We start from the raw sequence: 14,710 nt of genomic DNA on the forward strand, positions 1-14,710 counted from the left end.
GCAGATAGATGGCATATCTCGCGCCATTTTCGAATAGGTAACGCTTTGGCCACACGCGCCGAAATCCTGGACATGAAATATCTCTGCAAGCTTCTCGTCAAGTCCGTAGCGGTCGGCGGGTTCATTGCAGCGTCGATGGCTTCGTCCACGGGTGTGGTGAGCGCGGAACCCGCTCCCAACTGGGACGCGATCGCTCAATGCGAATCCGGTGGCAACTGGCAGGCCAACACCGGGAACGGCGAATACGGTGGGCTGCAATTCAAACCGAGCACCTGGACCCGCTACGGCGGCGTCGGTAACCCCGCTGCCGCATCCAGGGAGCAGCAAATCGCCGTGGCCAACCGGGTTTTCGCCGAAGAGGGGGTGGAGGCGTGGCCAAAGTGCGGCGCGCAGTCCGGCCTGCCAATCGGCTGGTACTCGCACCCAGCCCAGGGCATCAAGCAGATCATCAACGGCCTGATCCAGGCGGCCGTCCCGCACTGATGAAACGCACCCGTGGTCTATGTCCCAGCGCCTAGCTGTGTTTGGATCAGCCCATGGAAGGTTCGGCGACTGTTCATATGGCTGCGCCTGCGGCCAAGATCTGGGATCTCATCGCAGACGTCCGCAACACCGGAAAGTTCTCTCCGGAAGTTTTTGAGGCCGAGTGGCTGGGCGACGCGTCCGGCCCGGCCCTGGGCGCGAAATTCCGCGGCCACGTCAAGCGCAACGAGATGGGCCCGGTCTATTGGACGACGTGCCAGGTCACCGCGTGCGAACCGGGTCGCGAATTCGGCTTTGCGGTGCTGCTCGGTGACAGGCCGGTCAACAACTGGCACTACCGCCTCGCTCCCAGCGGCGGCGGGACCGACGTCACCGAGTCGTTTCGGCTCAACCCGGCGCCATGGCTCGGCGTGTACTGGTTGTTCGGCGGCTTTCTGCGCAAGCGCCGCAACGTCCGCGACATGACTAAGACGCTGAACCGCATCAAAGACGTGGCCGAGTCGGACTGACGCTCGTGAAATCGGTCTTCATCACCGGCGCGGCCAGCGGCATGGGCCGCGAGGGAGCAAAGCTGTTCCACGCCAAGGGTTGGCGCGTGGGCGCGGTCGACCGCAACGACGCCGGTCTGGCGACCCTGACCGACGAACTCGGCGGCGATCGGCTGTGGACCCGTGCCGTCGATGTGACCGACAAGGCGGCCCTCGACGGCGCCCTGGCCGATTTCTGCGCCGGCAACACCGGTGGCGGCCTGGACATGATGTGGAACAACGCCGGCATCGGCGAATCCGGCTGGTTCGAGGACGTGCCCTATGACGCCGCGATGCGCGTCGTCGACGTGAACTTCAAGGCGGTCCTGACCGGCGCCTACGCCTCCCTGCCGTACCTCAAGAAAACCCCCGGCAGCCTGATGTTCTCGACGTCGTCGTCCTCGGGTACCTATGGCATGCCGCGCCTGGCCGTCTACTCGTCCACCAAACACGCGGTCAAAGGTCTGACCGAAGCCCTGAGCGTGGAGTGGCAGCGACACGGGGTGCGCGTCGCCGACGTGCTGCCCGGTCTGATCGACACCGCCATCCTCACGACGACTACCAACCACTCCGACGACCGCGGCGCGCCCATAACGGCCGAGCAACTGCGGGCCACCGCGCCCAAGAAGGGCATGCTTCGGTTGATGCCGGCAAGCAGCGTGGCCGAGACGGCGTGGCAGGCCTACCACAATCAGAAGCGGTTGCATTGGTATGTGCCGAAGAGCATTCGCCTGATTGACTTTTTCAAAGGTTTGAGTCCGGAATTCGTGCGACGCAGCATCGTCAAGTCACTGCCCAAGCTCGCGCCCAAGCAACAATAAGGAGGTCGGCTGGTGCAAAATCGGTTGCTCACAGTCGCTTTGGTCCTGGCGGCGGTCGTCGCCAACGTGGCGGGGTGCAGCGCGGCGCAGACGACACCGCGCCGGGCAGCTCGTCTGACCATCGACGGCGCCACCCACACGACGCGCCCCCCGGCGTGCCACCAGGACCAGATGTACCGCAGCATCAACATCCCGGACCGCGATGGCGGAGTCGAGGCGGTTGTGCTGCTCAGCGGTTATCGGGTGATGCCGCAGTGGGTGAAGATTCGCAATGTCGACGGCTTCACCGGAAGCTTCTGGCAAGGCGGGGTGGGAGACGCGCACGTCGACCTCACCAACGACGCATACACAATCACGGGCAGCGCCTACGGCATCAACAGCAGCAACCCCAACAAAGTGGTGACCACCGACTTCAAAATCGTCGCGCAGTGCTGACTTTCGGGGTGGTCGGGGCCTAGGCTCGATACGACATCCGGACCGGGGAGGGGCCAGTGAAGGAGCGATTGCACTGGTTCGCGATGCATGGCTTCATCCGGGGAGTTGCCGCGCTCGGGGCCCGGCGCGGTGATGTCCAGGCCAGGCTGATCGCCGATCCGGCGGTAACCGCCGACCCGGTCCCCTACTACGACGAGGTTCGGGCGCGGGGCAAGCTGGTGAAGGGCCGCGTCGCCTATCTGACGGCGGATCACGCGCTCGCTTATGAGCTGCTGCGGTCCGATGATTTCCGGGTGCTGATCTTCGGATCGAACCTGCCGGCGCCGCTGCGATGGCTAGAGCGCCGCACCCGTGACGACTTCCTGCATCCGCTGCGGGCGCCGTCGTTGCTGGCGGTCGAGCCGCCCGACCACACCCGCTACCGCAAAACCGTATCGGCGGTGTTCACCCCCAGAGCGGTTGCCGCGCTGCGTGATCGGGTGGAGGAAACCGCCGCCGAATTGTTGGATCGGCTGGCCGGCGACGTGGGTGTCGTGGACATCGTCCAGCGGTACTGCGCGCAGCTTCCGGTTTCGATCATCAGCGAGATCCTCGGCGTGCCGGAGCCCGAGCGGCGGCGCGTGCTGGAATTCGGTGAACTGGCCGCGCCGAGTCTCGACATCGGATTGCCGTGGCGGCAGTACCGCAGCGTGCAGCAAGGCATCGCCGGCTTCAGTTCCTGGCTTGACCAACACCTGCAGCAGTTGCGCCTGGACCCCAGCGACAATTTGATGAGTCAGCTGATCCAGACCGCCGAAAGCGGCTCTGCGGAAACGTATCTCAACGAGAAAGAGTTGCGAGCGATCGCCGGTCTGGTGTTGGCGGCAGGTTTCGAGACCACGGTGAATCTGCTCGGCAATGGGATCCGCATGCTGATGGACGCGCCTGCGCACCTCGACACCCTGCGACGGCGCCCCGAGCTGTGGCCCAACGCCGTCGAAGAGATCCTGCGCCTGGAGTCGCCGGTGCAACTCACCGCACGGTTAGCGCTCAACGATGTCGAGATAGCCGGCCGCCAGTTGGAACGCGGCGATTTGGTGCTGGTGTATCTGGCCGCCGCCAATCGGGATCCCGCCGTGTTTCCCGACCCGCACCGCTTCGACATCGAGAGAGAGAATGCCGGAAGGCATCTCGCCTTCTCCGGTGGCCGGCACTTCTGCCTTGGCGCCGCCCTCGCGCGTGCCGAGGGCGAAGTCGGACTGCGCACGTTTTTCGAACGCTTCCCCGGGGTGCGCGCGGCGGGTGCCGGAAGCAGGCGCGAAACCCGCGTGCTGCGGGGCTGGTCATCGTTGCCGGTGAACCTGGGGCCGGCCCGGTCGATGGCTGCGGTGGACGGCTAGCGGTCCACGCGACACGAACCCCGGTCAACTCATTGACACCGAGGCGGCAACAGAGTTTTATTTGCCCTTATGACAGAGGTGTCTATGATCGCAGTCGAGGATGTCGTACGTGGGCTGTGGCAGGCCCTTTCACGGCGCGATTGGGAAGCGATCAAGACCTTCCTATCCGAGGACTGCCTCTATGTCGACATGCCGGTTCCCGCGTTGTCGGCCCGCGGTCCGGAAGACATCGTCAAACGCCTCCGGATGGGTCTCGAGCAGCTGGCCGGCTATGAGAACCACACCGGCGTGCTGGTGTCCAACGGCTCCGACGTGCTCTACGAGCACTCCGAGACCTGGACATTCTCCACCGGCGAGCAGGGTGTGCTGCGATTCGTCACGGTGCACAAGGTCGTCGACGGCAAAGTGACTGTCTGGAAAGACTATTGGGACATGAACAGCCTGGTGGCCTTCGCTCCCCCGAACCACTTCGAGGGTCTGGCAAATGGGGATACTAGCTGGGTGTTTGACGCTTCAGCGCTGGTCTGAATCAAGCGGCCTGGCACTCGATTCTCGGACGAATTCGGACGCCACAACGCAGTATGTCACAATACTGAAGTGCCTGAACATTTGCCCAAGATCACTGCGTTAATCCCTTCGTGGGAACTGGCGCTACGTTCGGCCAACAGATCGCCGCGCACCATCACCACCTACCTTGCCGGGGTCAACTCGTTTCTCTCATGGTGCGACCGCACCGGCACTCCCCCAGAACTGACCAAGCGGAACGCGCAAGGTTGGGTGGCCGGCATGCTCGAAGGCGGCGCCCAACCCTCCACGGGGGCAACGTGGTTGGGTGCGCTGAAGCGCTTTTCGGCATGGCTGGCCGAGGAGGATGAGATCCCGTCGGATCCACTGCTGGGCGTCAAGCCTCCGAAGCTCGATCGGAAAGTCACCCACGCCCTAACGGATGACCAATTGAAGGCGCTGCTGGCGACCTGTTCGAGCAAGACGCTTCGCGACCGCCGTGACGAGGCAATCATCCGGCTTCTGGCAGAGACCGGCATGCGGGCCAGCGAGGTCGTCGACCTGCAGGTCGCCGATGTGGATCTGACGCGAGGTCTGCTTACCGTGCGGCGCGGCAAGGGCGGCAAGGGCAGGTTCGCTCCCTTCAGCCCCCAGGTCGCCACGGCATTGGACCGCTATCTCCGCATGCGCCGGCAGCACGTCAGTCCCGGTACGACTCAGCTGTTCGTCGGCGGGCACATCAAGACGTTCAGCTATTGGGCGCTGGCGCAGACGTTGCGCCGCCGGGCTAGGGAAGCGGGCATCGAGGGATTCCATGTCCACCTGATGCGGCACACGATGGCCACCCGGTGGCTGCGGGCGCAGGGGTCCGAGGCCGGGTTGATGGCGGTAGCCGGATGGTCGAACCGACAGATGATCGACCGTTACACCGGCGCCAGCGCATCCGAACGCGCCGCCGATGAAGCCCGCACGCTGAACTTAGGCGACCTGTAGAACATGTCCCGGCCATGCTGTAATGTGGCCTCGGCTCCACGAAGAGACGGCAAGCCTCGGTCCTCGTAAGCCAGCGGCCCGCGCAGGGCTGAAGCGGCGTCATACCGCCGTAAGCTGCAGAGGCACGTTGCCGTGGTCCCATCCGGCCTGAGCGAAACGGATGGTTCTGACCTTTCGTGCCATCTCTACCTTCTGGAGTACTCCTATCGTGACCACACTCGCTGAGCGCCGGCTGCGCTCACAGATCGGCGCCTATGAAAGCTGGGCGCGTACCGAAAACCGTTCCGCCCGCACACTTCCGGCGCGCATGGCGCTGGAAGCCAAGTTCGAGAATCGGGTCGACCCGGACAACAAGCTCATGCCCGCCGAGCGCGCCAAGCGTGCCGCGAGCCTGCGGAAGGCGTACTACGCCCAACTCGCCTTGAAGTCTGCCCGCGCCCGTCGCCTTCGCAAGGACGGTGCTGCCTAATGAACATGAGCGAGATCACCGCGTCCACGCGCGTGGTGGCGGACCTGCCCCACCACTGCAACGGCTGCGTCAGCCGCTGGAACGGCTTCGACACCTGTCACTGCTCGCGGTGCCACCTGACGTTCATCGGCATCCGCGCCTTCGATCTGCACCGCCGAGGTGGCCGTTGCCTGCAGCCCATGAGCGTGGGACTGGTGGGTGCTGGCCGGCGCTACGAATGCTGGGGTCATCCTGGCAAGTGGCGGTTTTCGGTGCATGGGTTTGCGTCAGACGGCTCAGGAGTACTCGCCGAGAGGCAAGGTACCGGCGAGGCCTCTAACGGCTCGCAGATCTCGCGGGTGGCGTCGTGAGCAACGTCCGGGTTCACCCCCTCAAGGTCGACATCCGGTTCCCCCGGACATCGCTCCAAGAAGCATACGAACGCTCGAAACGTGCTGAACGGTGGGTGTTCTCGGAAACCGTCTGTTCCTCGGTCACGCTGATCTACGGGCGTTCCAATGTCGGCAAGTCGTACCTGGTTGCCGCGATGCTGCTTTCCCTCTTAATCGACGGACGCGAGTTTCTGCGCATGCAGCCGACCGACATCACCAAGTTGTGGAAGCCGGCCATTTTGTGGACCGATCCGGGATCCGACGAGGAGTACGCAGAGCGCATCTGCAAGCATTCACCCGTCGAAGTCGACATCCCCATGTTCCATATCGGCCGGACCGTCTCGGCGGGCGAGTGGGAGGCCCTAATCGACCTTCTGGTCGACGACGGGTTCAACTTCGTTGTGCTGGATAACCTCATGGGGGCCACGGGAGACACGAACAATCCGGAGACAGTCACGACCGTGTTCGACGGCCTGACCCGGCTAACCAATCTCGGTGTCCCGGTCGTGATAATCCACCACGAGAGCGAGCACGGGGCATCGGTGGCGGGCGCCACGCCCATGGGCGCGTCGGTGATTGTCCAAAAGTCGCGGACGTGGATTCAGGTCCGCCAGACCGCCAGGCGCAAGCTCCGCGGCGACAACACGGCGCTCGTGATCCGCGGAAACGGGCTGGCGCAGCCGCAGCAGCTGGTTGCCCAACCCATGATCGGACCCGACTACCGGGTGTCACACGTGATTCCGTTGGTTTGCGATCACGTTGGGTGAAGCTATTGCGGACGGAGTCGGAGGCCCACCCAATGCGAGCAGCTCCCCCGCTCGCGAGCCTTGACTGCCTCGCCGACAATCTCCGACATGACAATCGAGACTCCGCTCAATCATCGTCAAGTAGAAGTCCTGCGTTGGATCAGCGACGGCTGCCCAGATGGTCGGTGGGTGGATTTCACATTCAAGACGACGGCGACCGCGCTTGCCTCGCGGCGGCTGATAACGATCTCGAAGCGCGGTGGCCTATGGGGTGCAACTGTTTTGCCCGCTGGGGAGCATTACCTGACCAATGGCCAGTATCCGCCCGGCCATTGGGCCAAGCGCCGTCGCGGACAGCAGCTGGATCTCGACGCCCCAGCTCGGCCGGCGGTGGTCGCTCGACGGCCGGATAAACCACTTTCACCAGATGCTGTGGCGAGCCGACCCAAGGACAAAGCATCACCTGATGGTTTGACTCCGACGCGCAAGCTGGTCAAGGACATCGTTGATGGGGGCGGCTTGCTGGAGATCGACACCACGAATGACAAGACCAGCTACCGAGGCCTGGTCGGCATCATCAATCGACGAGGGATGGCGCCAGACGGCCAGGAGGTCATCATGTTGTGCGGCAAGACTTATCACCACATTGTCTTCCGGCTGTCGTCGGTGTCGAATTGGCAAACGAAACCGCCGTCTGAAGTCGTTGCTGTTGATCGCATCGGGCGGTGGCACCCTGTGGTGGCGTCGCTCCGCGGTGACAAGCGGCTCGAATCGATCGAAAAAGAGTTGCGAGGCAGAGCCTTTCGGCTGTTGCATGCTTTGGCGGGTGAAGCGGAAGCCCGCGGCCACTCCGTGCGCGTGCCTCGTCAGAATTATCGCGGATATGAACAGGAAAACACCAAGCTGAGCGGCGACTTGATCTTCAAGGTTGGTGACATTGACTGCTCTGTGAATATCTGGCAGCCGAAGGATCGCATCGACCACACGCCGACCGGGGAAGAGGTGGACCGCCACAAGAAGTACGACTGGCCGCCCCGGCGCTATGACTACGTGCCATCCAACCGGCTGAGTTTGACTGTCGATACCACCAGCAGATTCTCTTCGAAGGAGTCCTGGACCGAGACAAAGACGCTGTCGCTGCAGAGTCGGCTGCCGGACGTGATGATGATGTTCGAGCGGTGGGCCGTTATCGACGCCGAGGGCAAGGAAGCTGAACGACGTGCCGACATCGAGCGGAGGGAACGCGAGGCACGCGAAGAAGAACTTGCCCGTGAGTCCTACATCCAGCAGGCGCTCAGCGAACGGCTCAAGGCAGACCTCAAGGAGTGGGAGCTAGCGGGACGGCTTCGGCGCTACTTGGCGGAGATGACAACCAGGGTCGAACAGATCGCCGACAGTGACGATCGCGCCGCGGCGACCAACTGGCTGATCTGGTGTGAGGACTACACGGCGAAGCTCGACCCCTTCGCAAAGCCCATCCGACGGCCGAAAGTGAAGGAGCCTGGGTACTCCGAGATAGAGGAATTCCGCAAGCGACGCGGGTTCCATCACGGCTTCTGGTAAATGCCCGAGACGAGTCCACTGTGCGGCGTGGCGCTGTTTCCTATAGATCGCAGACGGATCGAACCCGCATATTCAGCTTGGGAAGTCGATCCATCCGTTTCGGACGAGTCTGCGGTCGTCTGTGCATGACCGTCAAGCTGGGAAAACCATCCGTGGAAGTCTGCAGTCGTCTAGCGAAGTCGCCCGCACCTGTGACAGCGTCATGACACCGAAACGCCGGATGAAGGCTACCGGCAGTATGCGGTCGCCATTTGTCCCAGCGCGATGAAAACTTTCCCAACGACTCCGGATCCGCGAGTCGCTAACCATTCGAGGGTCGTTCCTGGTCACGACTCGCTATCCTTTGCCCACGATGAGTGACGGGGGAAGCGAGATCGGTGTTGCAGCCGAGGCGCGCGCACGCAAGCTCATCGACGAGCAGCTCGTACGGGCGGGTTGGATCGTGCAGGACAAGAAAGATCTCAACCTCTTCGCGGGTCAGGGCGTCGCCGTGCGAGAAGTCATCATGAAGCCTGGCCACGGTCGAGTTGATTACCTCCTGTATGTCGACAAGGCGGTTGTCGGCGTGATTGAAGCTAAGCCGGTGGGTACGCCGCTGTCAGGCGTTGAGTGGCAGTCAGCGATGTATGCAACTGGGCTGCCGGCCGACGGGAGGCTCGCCGCCCGGACTCGCGCGGGACGGTTGCCGTTCGTTTTTGAGGCGTCGGGAGTCGAAACGCACTTCACCAACGGGTTCGACCCAGAACCGCGAGCGCGGCTGATCTTCAACGTGCCCCGGCCGGAAACGCTTGCTCGTTGGTTGCGGGACGCCGAGGCGGACCCGGAGCGGGCGGCATGGCGCGCCAAGGTGCAGGACTTGCCAGAACTCGACACCGCATCGCTGCGCCCCGCGCAGATTGAGGCGATCAACGGGACCGAAAAGAGCTTGGCTGCACAGCAATTCGATCGCTCCCTGATCCAGATGGCGACCGGCGCCGGCAAGACTTATACAGCGGTGACACAGTCCTATCGGCTGCTGAAGCATGGCGGCTTCAATCGCGTCCTTTTCCTGGTCGACCGCAACAACCTGGGTACGCAGACGCTGGGCGAGTTCCAGAACTACCGGACGCCCGATGACGGCCGCCGCTTCACCGAGCTCTACAACGTGGCCAAGCTGACGAGCACCGGGTCGCTTGGCGCGACGAAGGTCGTGATCTCGACGATCCAACGGGTTTTTCAGTTCATCAAGGCCGGCGAAGTCAGCGACGAGGACGACGAGGGCATCGACGGATACGTGCCGGACGTCCCCGTCACGGTGTCGTACAGCGAGGCGTTGCCGCCGGAATCGTTCGACCTGTTGATCGTCGATGAAGCGCATCGCAGCATCTACGGGGTGTGGCGTGGCGTGCTCGAATATTTCGACGCGCACGTAATTGGACTGACCGCCACACCCGGAAAGCAGACGTTTGCATTTTTCCGACAGAACTTGGTGTCCGACTACACGTACCCGGAGTCGGTGGCCGATGGCGTCAACGTCGACTTCGACGTGTATCGCATCCGCACGAAGATCAGTGAGGAGGGCTCCACGATCGACGCTGGGACGATTGTGCCGAAGGTCGACCGGCGGACACGCCAGCAGCGGCTCGAAGCACTCGACGAAGACCTCGAATACGGCTCCGGACAGCTCGACCGAGCGGTCACTGCGACCGACCAGATCCGCACGGTGCTCGAGGCGTTCCGGGATCGGCTGTTCACCGAGATCTTCCCGGGCCGTAGCACGGTACCGAAGACACTGATCTTCGCCAAGGACGACAACCATGCCGAGGAGATCGTCAAGCAGGTGCGGGAAGTATTAGGCAAAGGGAACGAGTTCGCCGCGAAGATCACCTACAACGCACGCAACCCGAAGGAACAATTGCAGGCGCTGCGCACCAGTCCCACTCTGCGCATCGCGGTGACGGTGGACATGATCGCTACGGGTACCGACGTCAAGCCTTTGGAATGCGTCTTCTTCATGCGCGACGTGCGGTCGGCTCAGTACTTCGAGCAAATGAAGGGACGCGGTGCGCGCACCATCTCGCCCGCGGACTTCCAAGCCGTGACGCCGGATGCGAAGGCGAAGACCCGGTTCGTGATCGTCGACGCGGTCGGCGTCACCGAGCACGACTTTGTCGAGCCGCCGCTAAATCGCGATAAGTCTGTGCCGCTGAAGAAGCTGCTCGATAGGGCCGCTAACCTGACGATCACGGAGGACGAAGCAGCCACGCTCGCTTCACGTTTAGCAAAGCTCGAGTTGGATCTAACGGACGCCGAGCGTGCCGAGCTGGATGCGGTCGCGGGCCAGTCGGTGCGCGGCATCGTCAAGGAACTCGTCGATGCGGTCGAGCCATCGAGTACTACTCCCGAGGCCAGGGAGGCGGCGTTGCAGCCGATCGCGTCCAATCCGGACCTACGCGCGCGAATTTTGGAGCTGCGTGAAGCTCACGACCGAGTGATTGACGAGGTGAGTGCTGATCAGTTGCTCGATACCGGTGGTGTAGTCAACACAGACCGGGCCCGGTCGATCGTGCAGTCGTGGCAGAGCTACCTGAACGAGCACCGCGACGAGATCACCGCCCTTCAGCTTGGCTACGAGGCCGGTGAGCGCCGCATCGATTTCGGCTTCATCGAAAGCCTGGCCGCGAGAATTGCACGGCCACCACATAATTGGACCCCGTATGTGCTCTGGGACGCGTACGCCGCGCTCGACGCCGGCAAAGTGCGCAAGTGTGCCACGCACACCGTCGCAGATCTTGTGTCGTTAATCCGGTACTCGACCGGTCTAGACGACGAACTTGTTCCCTACGGCGACCGAGTGCGCGAGAAGTACGCCGAGTGGCTAACGCAACAGGAACAGGCGGGCGTAACGTTCACCAAGACCGAGCAGTGGTGGTTGGATCGCATGGTGTCGGTGATCGCGTCGTCCGCGGGTATCCGGGTCGAGGATCTGGACGACGCACCGTTCACCGAGCGCGGTGGGACCGACGGTGCGATAAGGGATTTGGGAACGAAGGCGCAGGCGTTGATTGATGAGTTAAATACAAAGCTGACGGCGTGATGGATTTCCCCTCAGGCTGGAAAGTGCTGCGGCTTGGTGAAGTTCTCGCCCCGCAGCCTAACGGTCGCCTTCTTCAACAGGGCTGGAGTCCGCGATGCCTTCCGCATGCGGCACGTGGCCCCAACGCGTGGGGAGTCTTGAAAACCAGCGCGATTCAAGCCGGTTATTTCGACGAATCGCAAAACAAGGAGTTGCCTGAGTCCTTGGCGCCGCGGCCGGCACTTGAGGTGGCTGCTGGTGATCTGCTGATCACTTCTGGCGGCCCGCGATCTCGTTGCGGAGTGTCTACATTCGTTCGTCGAACACGCCCGCGACTTACTCTGTCTGACAAGATGTTTCGGTTTCGTCCTGCTGACCTGATCGAACCAGAGTTCCTCCAGTTCTGGTTAATGAGCCCGGCGGCGCAACGTGGCCTGGAGTCGATGAAGACGGGCAGTAGTGACAGTGGCATGCGCATGGCGCAGGCTAAGTTTCTCAATCTCCCCGTGCCAGTCCCGCCTACACTTGGGGAACAGCGGCACACCGTCGAGTTCCTTGAGAGTCACCTGTCCCGCTTGGATGCCGCGAATGCTGCCCTAACTCGATGCACCAAGCGTGCTGCGTCGATGCGAGAGAGCTTTCTTGCTAGGTGTGTCGAGGAGGCGCGCTCGGCTCCCGGTACATCTGCGGTTGCGCTCGGTGAACTTGCGGAGGTGATGACGGGTACTACTCCGATCAGGGGGAATCCGGCGTTCTACGAGAACGGAACAATTCCATGGATCACGAGCGGTGACCTACACAAGGGTGTAGTTACGGGGGCTTCGCAGTTCGTTACCGAACTCGCATTGCGAGAGACCTCGCTCAAGCTCGTTCCGGCCGGCGCGCTCCTTATCGCAATGTATGGCGAAGGTCGAACACGTGGCACTGTCGCTGAGCTGGCGATCGAGGCGTCAACAAACCAGGCCTGCGCTGCTGTGTTATTACACGATCAAGTGCTTCGTCCTTGGGTAAGGCTTGTCCTAGAAGCGAAATACGGCGCAATGCGGCGGATGGCGGCGGGCGGTGTACAGCCCAACCTCAACTTATCGCTAGTGCGGTCAATACAGGTGCCAGTCCCGCCTGAGCCCGTTCGCACCGCGCTCCTCTCTCGGTTGAATGAAATCGAAGACCGACGTCGGCGACTTAACGCTGAATTGAGTACGACGGAGACCCGTTCCAGTCGCCTTCGTCGCTCTCTACTGGCGTCTGCGTTCTCGGGCGGTTAGCAAAGTCGTGATTGTTCGGCAGGTATCGACAAAAGTGCGTAGTCAATTTTTAGACGCGGGACGTATACCCTTCACACCAAACTTGAGGAACGCATGACTGACTCACGCCGCCTGGTCGACAAGCTGTGGTCCTACTGCAATGTGCTTCGTGACGACGGCGTCGGGGTCATCGAGTACACAGAGCAGTTGACGTACCTCCTGTTCCTCAAGATGGCGCACGAGCGCGCGACGCGGGCGCTCAACCCACAGAAGATCGTCCCCGACGAGTTCTCCTGGCAGAAGCTGCTGGACACCGAGGGCGTTGATCTAGAAGTCGAGTACACCAAGATCCTCGTTGGCCTGGCTCAGCAGCCCGGCACGCTGGGCACCATTTACCGCAAGGCGCAGAACAGGATTCAGGATCCCGCCAAACTGAAGCGGCTCATCGTGGACCTCATCAATAATGAGAACTGGTCGGCCTCGGGCACTGACCTCAAGGGCGACGCCTACGAAGAACTGCTGGCTAAAGGCGCCTCCGACAAGGGGTCTGGGGCTGGCCAGTATTTCACGCCCCGTGACCTCATCCACGCCATCGTCGATGTCGTCGATCCGACGATTGATGACTCCGTTATCGACCCGGCCTGCGGCACCGGAGGCTTCCTGTTGGTTGCCCACGAGCACGTCGCTGAGGACGCCGGCGACCTCACGCCGAGCCAACGCGATCATCTGCGCGACACGTTCGTCAGCGGCTACGAACTGGTCGACGGCACCGCGCGACTGGCGGCGATGAATCTCCTGCTGCACGGAATCGGCACCGCCGACGGTGCTTCGCTAATCGAAGTCCGTGATGCGCTCATCGCCGACCCCGGCATGCGCTGGTCGGTGGTGCTGTCCAACCCGCCGTTCGGACGCAAATCGTCGCTAATGACGGTCGGGGCAGACGGGCGAGAAGCCCGCGAGGACGTGGAGATCGAGCGCCAGGACTTCGTTGTGACGACCAGTAACAAGCAGCTGAACTTCCTGCAACACATCATGACAATCCTCGACATCAACGGCCGCGCTGCAGTCGTTCTCCCTGACAACGTGTTGTTCGAAGGCGGTGCAGGAGAGACATTGCGACGAAAGCTGTTGGCCGACTTCGACCTACACACCATGCTTCGCCTGCCGACGGGAATCTTCTACGCCCAGGGCGTGAAGGCGAACGTGCTCTTCTTCGACAAGAAACCCGCCTCCGAAAAGCCGTGGACGGCGGCCTTGTGGGTCTATGACCTTCGCACCAACCAGCGCTTCACGCTAAAACAGAACCCGCTACGCCGGCATCACCTCGACGAGTTCGTCGACTCGTACCTCGTCGGCAAGCGCGACGAGCGCGCCGAGTCCGAGCGGTGGCAGCGATATGCCTACAGCGACCTGCTGGCCCGTGACAAGGTCAACCTCGATATCACCTGGCTGCGCGACGAGTCGCTCGAGGATGCCGATAACCTCCCTGCCCCTGAAATCATCGCCCGCGAGATCGTCGAGGACCTGACTGCCGCGCTCGCCGAGTTTGAGGCCGTCGCCGCCGTTTTGGAGGCGTCCAGCGTCGCCGCCCATGAGAAATAATCAGGTAACGCGCTCTTGTCCATCCACTCGGACGAGGAGTACACCGATGTGGTGGCCGTCCTCGTCCAGCTGACTGCTAAGGGGAGCAACGCGATTAAGGCGTGGGGTCAGCTGCGGGACTTCCGCCGCGGAGAACGCTTGAACGGAAAGTGTTGACCCGCGGCCGAAATTATTGCCGCGGCCTGCTTGGGTTGGCTCTGGGAGACCCACGCGCAGTAGACGAGCCAGGACAACCTTGCGATCAGCGTTGCGGCCGCATAGACGACGATGCAGGTGAGCATGGACAACCTCCGACAACTTGCCTCTGCCGCACCGGAGCGGAGGGTCATCGTTGGTTGTTACGGCGTTCGACGGCCATAGGAATACATTGCCGGGCCGTATCCCTCGCACGGACTTGGCTGCGGCCGTGCATCGCGACTTAAACGCTACCAGCGCCGCTCGACTCAAGCCGGCAACCCGAGCACCGGTACGGTGCCTGTAGGAGAACGGCGTTCGACATCTGGCTCGCCTAGCAGCGT

General features: G+C 62.4%; 14 protein-coding genes. All 14 read left to right on the plus strand.

Translation table 11 applies throughout. The features are described 5' to 3' along the window. Positions 1 to 45 precede the first annotated feature (45 nt). Entirely contained in the window at positions 46 to 483 is a 438-nt protein-coding gene (gene rpfC / locus MTY59_RS21145) for a resuscitation-promoting factor RpfC (protein WP_221042887.1), read from the plus strand. Between the two features lie 35 nt (positions 484 to 518). After that, the gene (locus MTY59_RS21150; protein ID WP_221046568.1) at positions 519 to 992 is read left to right on the plus strand and encodes an SRPBCC family protein; all 474 of its coding nucleotides are present in this window, start codon (positions 519 to 521) and stop codon (positions 990 to 992) included. Positions 993 to 997: 5 nt separating this feature from the next. Then, complete coding sequence (locus MTY59_RS21155) at positions 998 to 1,831, plus strand: SDR family oxidoreductase (protein ID WP_221042888.1); 834 nt, start codon at positions 998 to 1,000, stop codon at positions 1,829 to 1,831. A 12-nt stretch (positions 1,832 to 1,843) separates the two neighbouring features. Continuing rightward, the gene (locus MTY59_RS21160; RefSeq protein WP_221042889.1) at positions 1,844 to 2,266 is read left to right on the plus strand and encodes a lipoprotein LpqH; all 423 of its coding nucleotides are present in this window, start codon (positions 1,844 to 1,846) and stop codon (positions 2,264 to 2,266) included. Positions 2,267 to 2,322: 56 nt separating this feature from the next. Further along, positions 2,323 to 3,645 carry a cytochrome P450 gene (locus tag MTY59_RS21165; protein WP_221042890.1) on the plus strand — a complete coding sequence of 441 codons (1,323 nt, stop codon included), beginning with the start codon at positions 2,323 to 2,325 and terminating at the stop codon, positions 3,643 to 3,645. Positions 3,646 to 3,729: 84 nt separating this feature from the next. Further along, positions 3,730 to 4,173 (plus strand): nuclear transport factor 2 family protein, encoded by a 444-nt coding sequence (locus MTY59_RS21170; protein ID WP_221046569.1) that lies wholly within the window; start codon positions 3,730 to 3,732, stop codon positions 4,171 to 4,173. 69 nt (positions 4,174 to 4,242) lie between these two features. Then, on the plus strand, positions 4,243 to 5,142 hold the full coding sequence (locus tag MTY59_RS21175) for a tyrosine-type recombinase/integrase (protein WP_221042891.1): 900 nt from the start codon (positions 4,243 to 4,245) through the stop codon (positions 5,140 to 5,142). A gap of 208 nt (positions 5,143 to 5,350) precedes the next feature. Further along, positions 5,351 to 5,611 (plus strand): hypothetical protein, encoded by a 261-nt coding sequence (locus MTY59_RS21180; protein ID WP_250160618.1) that lies wholly within the window; start codon positions 5,351 to 5,353, stop codon positions 5,609 to 5,611. 5 nt (positions 5,612 to 5,616) lie between these two features. Beyond that, positions 5,617 to 5,961 (plus strand): FDXHR family putative zinc-binding protein, encoded by a 345-nt coding sequence (locus MTY59_RS21185; RefSeq protein WP_221042892.1) that lies wholly within the window; start codon positions 5,617 to 5,619, stop codon positions 5,959 to 5,961. After that, positions 5,958 to 6,749 carry an AAA family ATPase gene (locus MTY59_RS21190; protein ID WP_221042893.1) on the plus strand — a complete coding sequence of 264 codons (792 nt, stop codon included), beginning with the start codon at positions 5,958 to 5,960 and terminating at the stop codon, positions 6,747 to 6,749. Before MTY59_RS21185 ends, MTY59_RS21190 begins: the two co-directional genes overlap by 4 nt. A gap of 87 nt (positions 6,750 to 6,836) precedes the next feature. Beyond that, the gene (locus MTY59_RS21195; RefSeq protein WP_221042894.1) at positions 6,837 to 8,291 is read left to right on the plus strand and encodes a hypothetical protein; all 1,455 of its coding nucleotides are present in this window, start codon (positions 6,837 to 6,839) and stop codon (positions 8,289 to 8,291) included. Positions 8,292 to 8,643: 352 nt separating this feature from the next. Continuing rightward, positions 8,644 to 11,367 (plus strand): type I restriction endonuclease subunit R, encoded by a 2,724-nt coding sequence (locus tag MTY59_RS21200; RefSeq protein ID WP_221042895.1) that lies wholly within the window; start codon positions 8,644 to 8,646, stop codon positions 11,365 to 11,367. Continuing rightward, the gene (locus tag MTY59_RS28020; protein WP_415822892.1) at positions 11,367 to 12,611 is read left to right on the plus strand and encodes a restriction endonuclease subunit S; all 1,245 of its coding nucleotides are present in this window, start codon (positions 11,367 to 11,369) and stop codon (positions 12,609 to 12,611) included. Before MTY59_RS21200 ends, MTY59_RS28020 begins: the two co-directional genes overlap by 1 nt. Positions 12,612 to 12,704: 93 nt before the next feature. Continuing rightward, positions 12,705 to 14,192: a class I SAM-dependent DNA methyltransferase gene (locus MTY59_RS21210; RefSeq protein WP_221042897.1), complete on the plus strand. Its 1,488-nt coding sequence runs from the start codon at positions 12,705 to 12,707 to the stop codon at positions 14,190 to 14,192. Positions 14,193 to 14,710: the final 518 nt, after the last annotated feature.

The sequence above is a fragment of the Mycobacterium senriense genome, from assembly GCF_019668465.1.
Lineage (GTDB): Bacteria > Actinomycetota > Actinomycetes > Mycobacteriales > Mycobacteriaceae > Mycobacterium > Mycobacterium senriense.

Bases quoted from the DNA above. Each gene is read 5' to 3' on its own strand.
- MTY59_RS21195 (WP_221042894.1), top strand. From the start codon at position 6,837: ATGACAATCGAGACTCCGCTCAATCATCGTCAAGTAGAAGTCCTGCGT.
- MTY59_RS21170 (WP_221046569.1), top strand. From the start codon at position 3,730: ATGATCGCAGTCGAGGATGTCGTACGTGGGCTGTGGCAGGCCCTTTCA.
- MTY59_RS21185 (WP_221042892.1), top strand. From the start codon at position 5,617: ATGAGCGAGATCACCGCGTCCACGCGCGTGGTGGCGGACCTGCCCCAC.
- MTY59_RS21200 (WP_221042895.1), top strand. From the start codon at position 8,644: ATGAGTGACGGGGGAAGCGAGATCGGTGTTGCAGCCGAGGCGCGCGCA.
- MTY59_RS21210 (WP_221042897.1), top strand. From the start codon at position 12,705: ATGACTGACTCACGCCGCCTGGTCGACAAGCTGTGGTCCTACTGCAAT.
- MTY59_RS28020 (WP_415822892.1), top strand. From the start codon at position 11,367: ATGGATTTCCCCTCAGGCTGGAAAGTGCTGCGGCTTGGTGAAGTTCTC.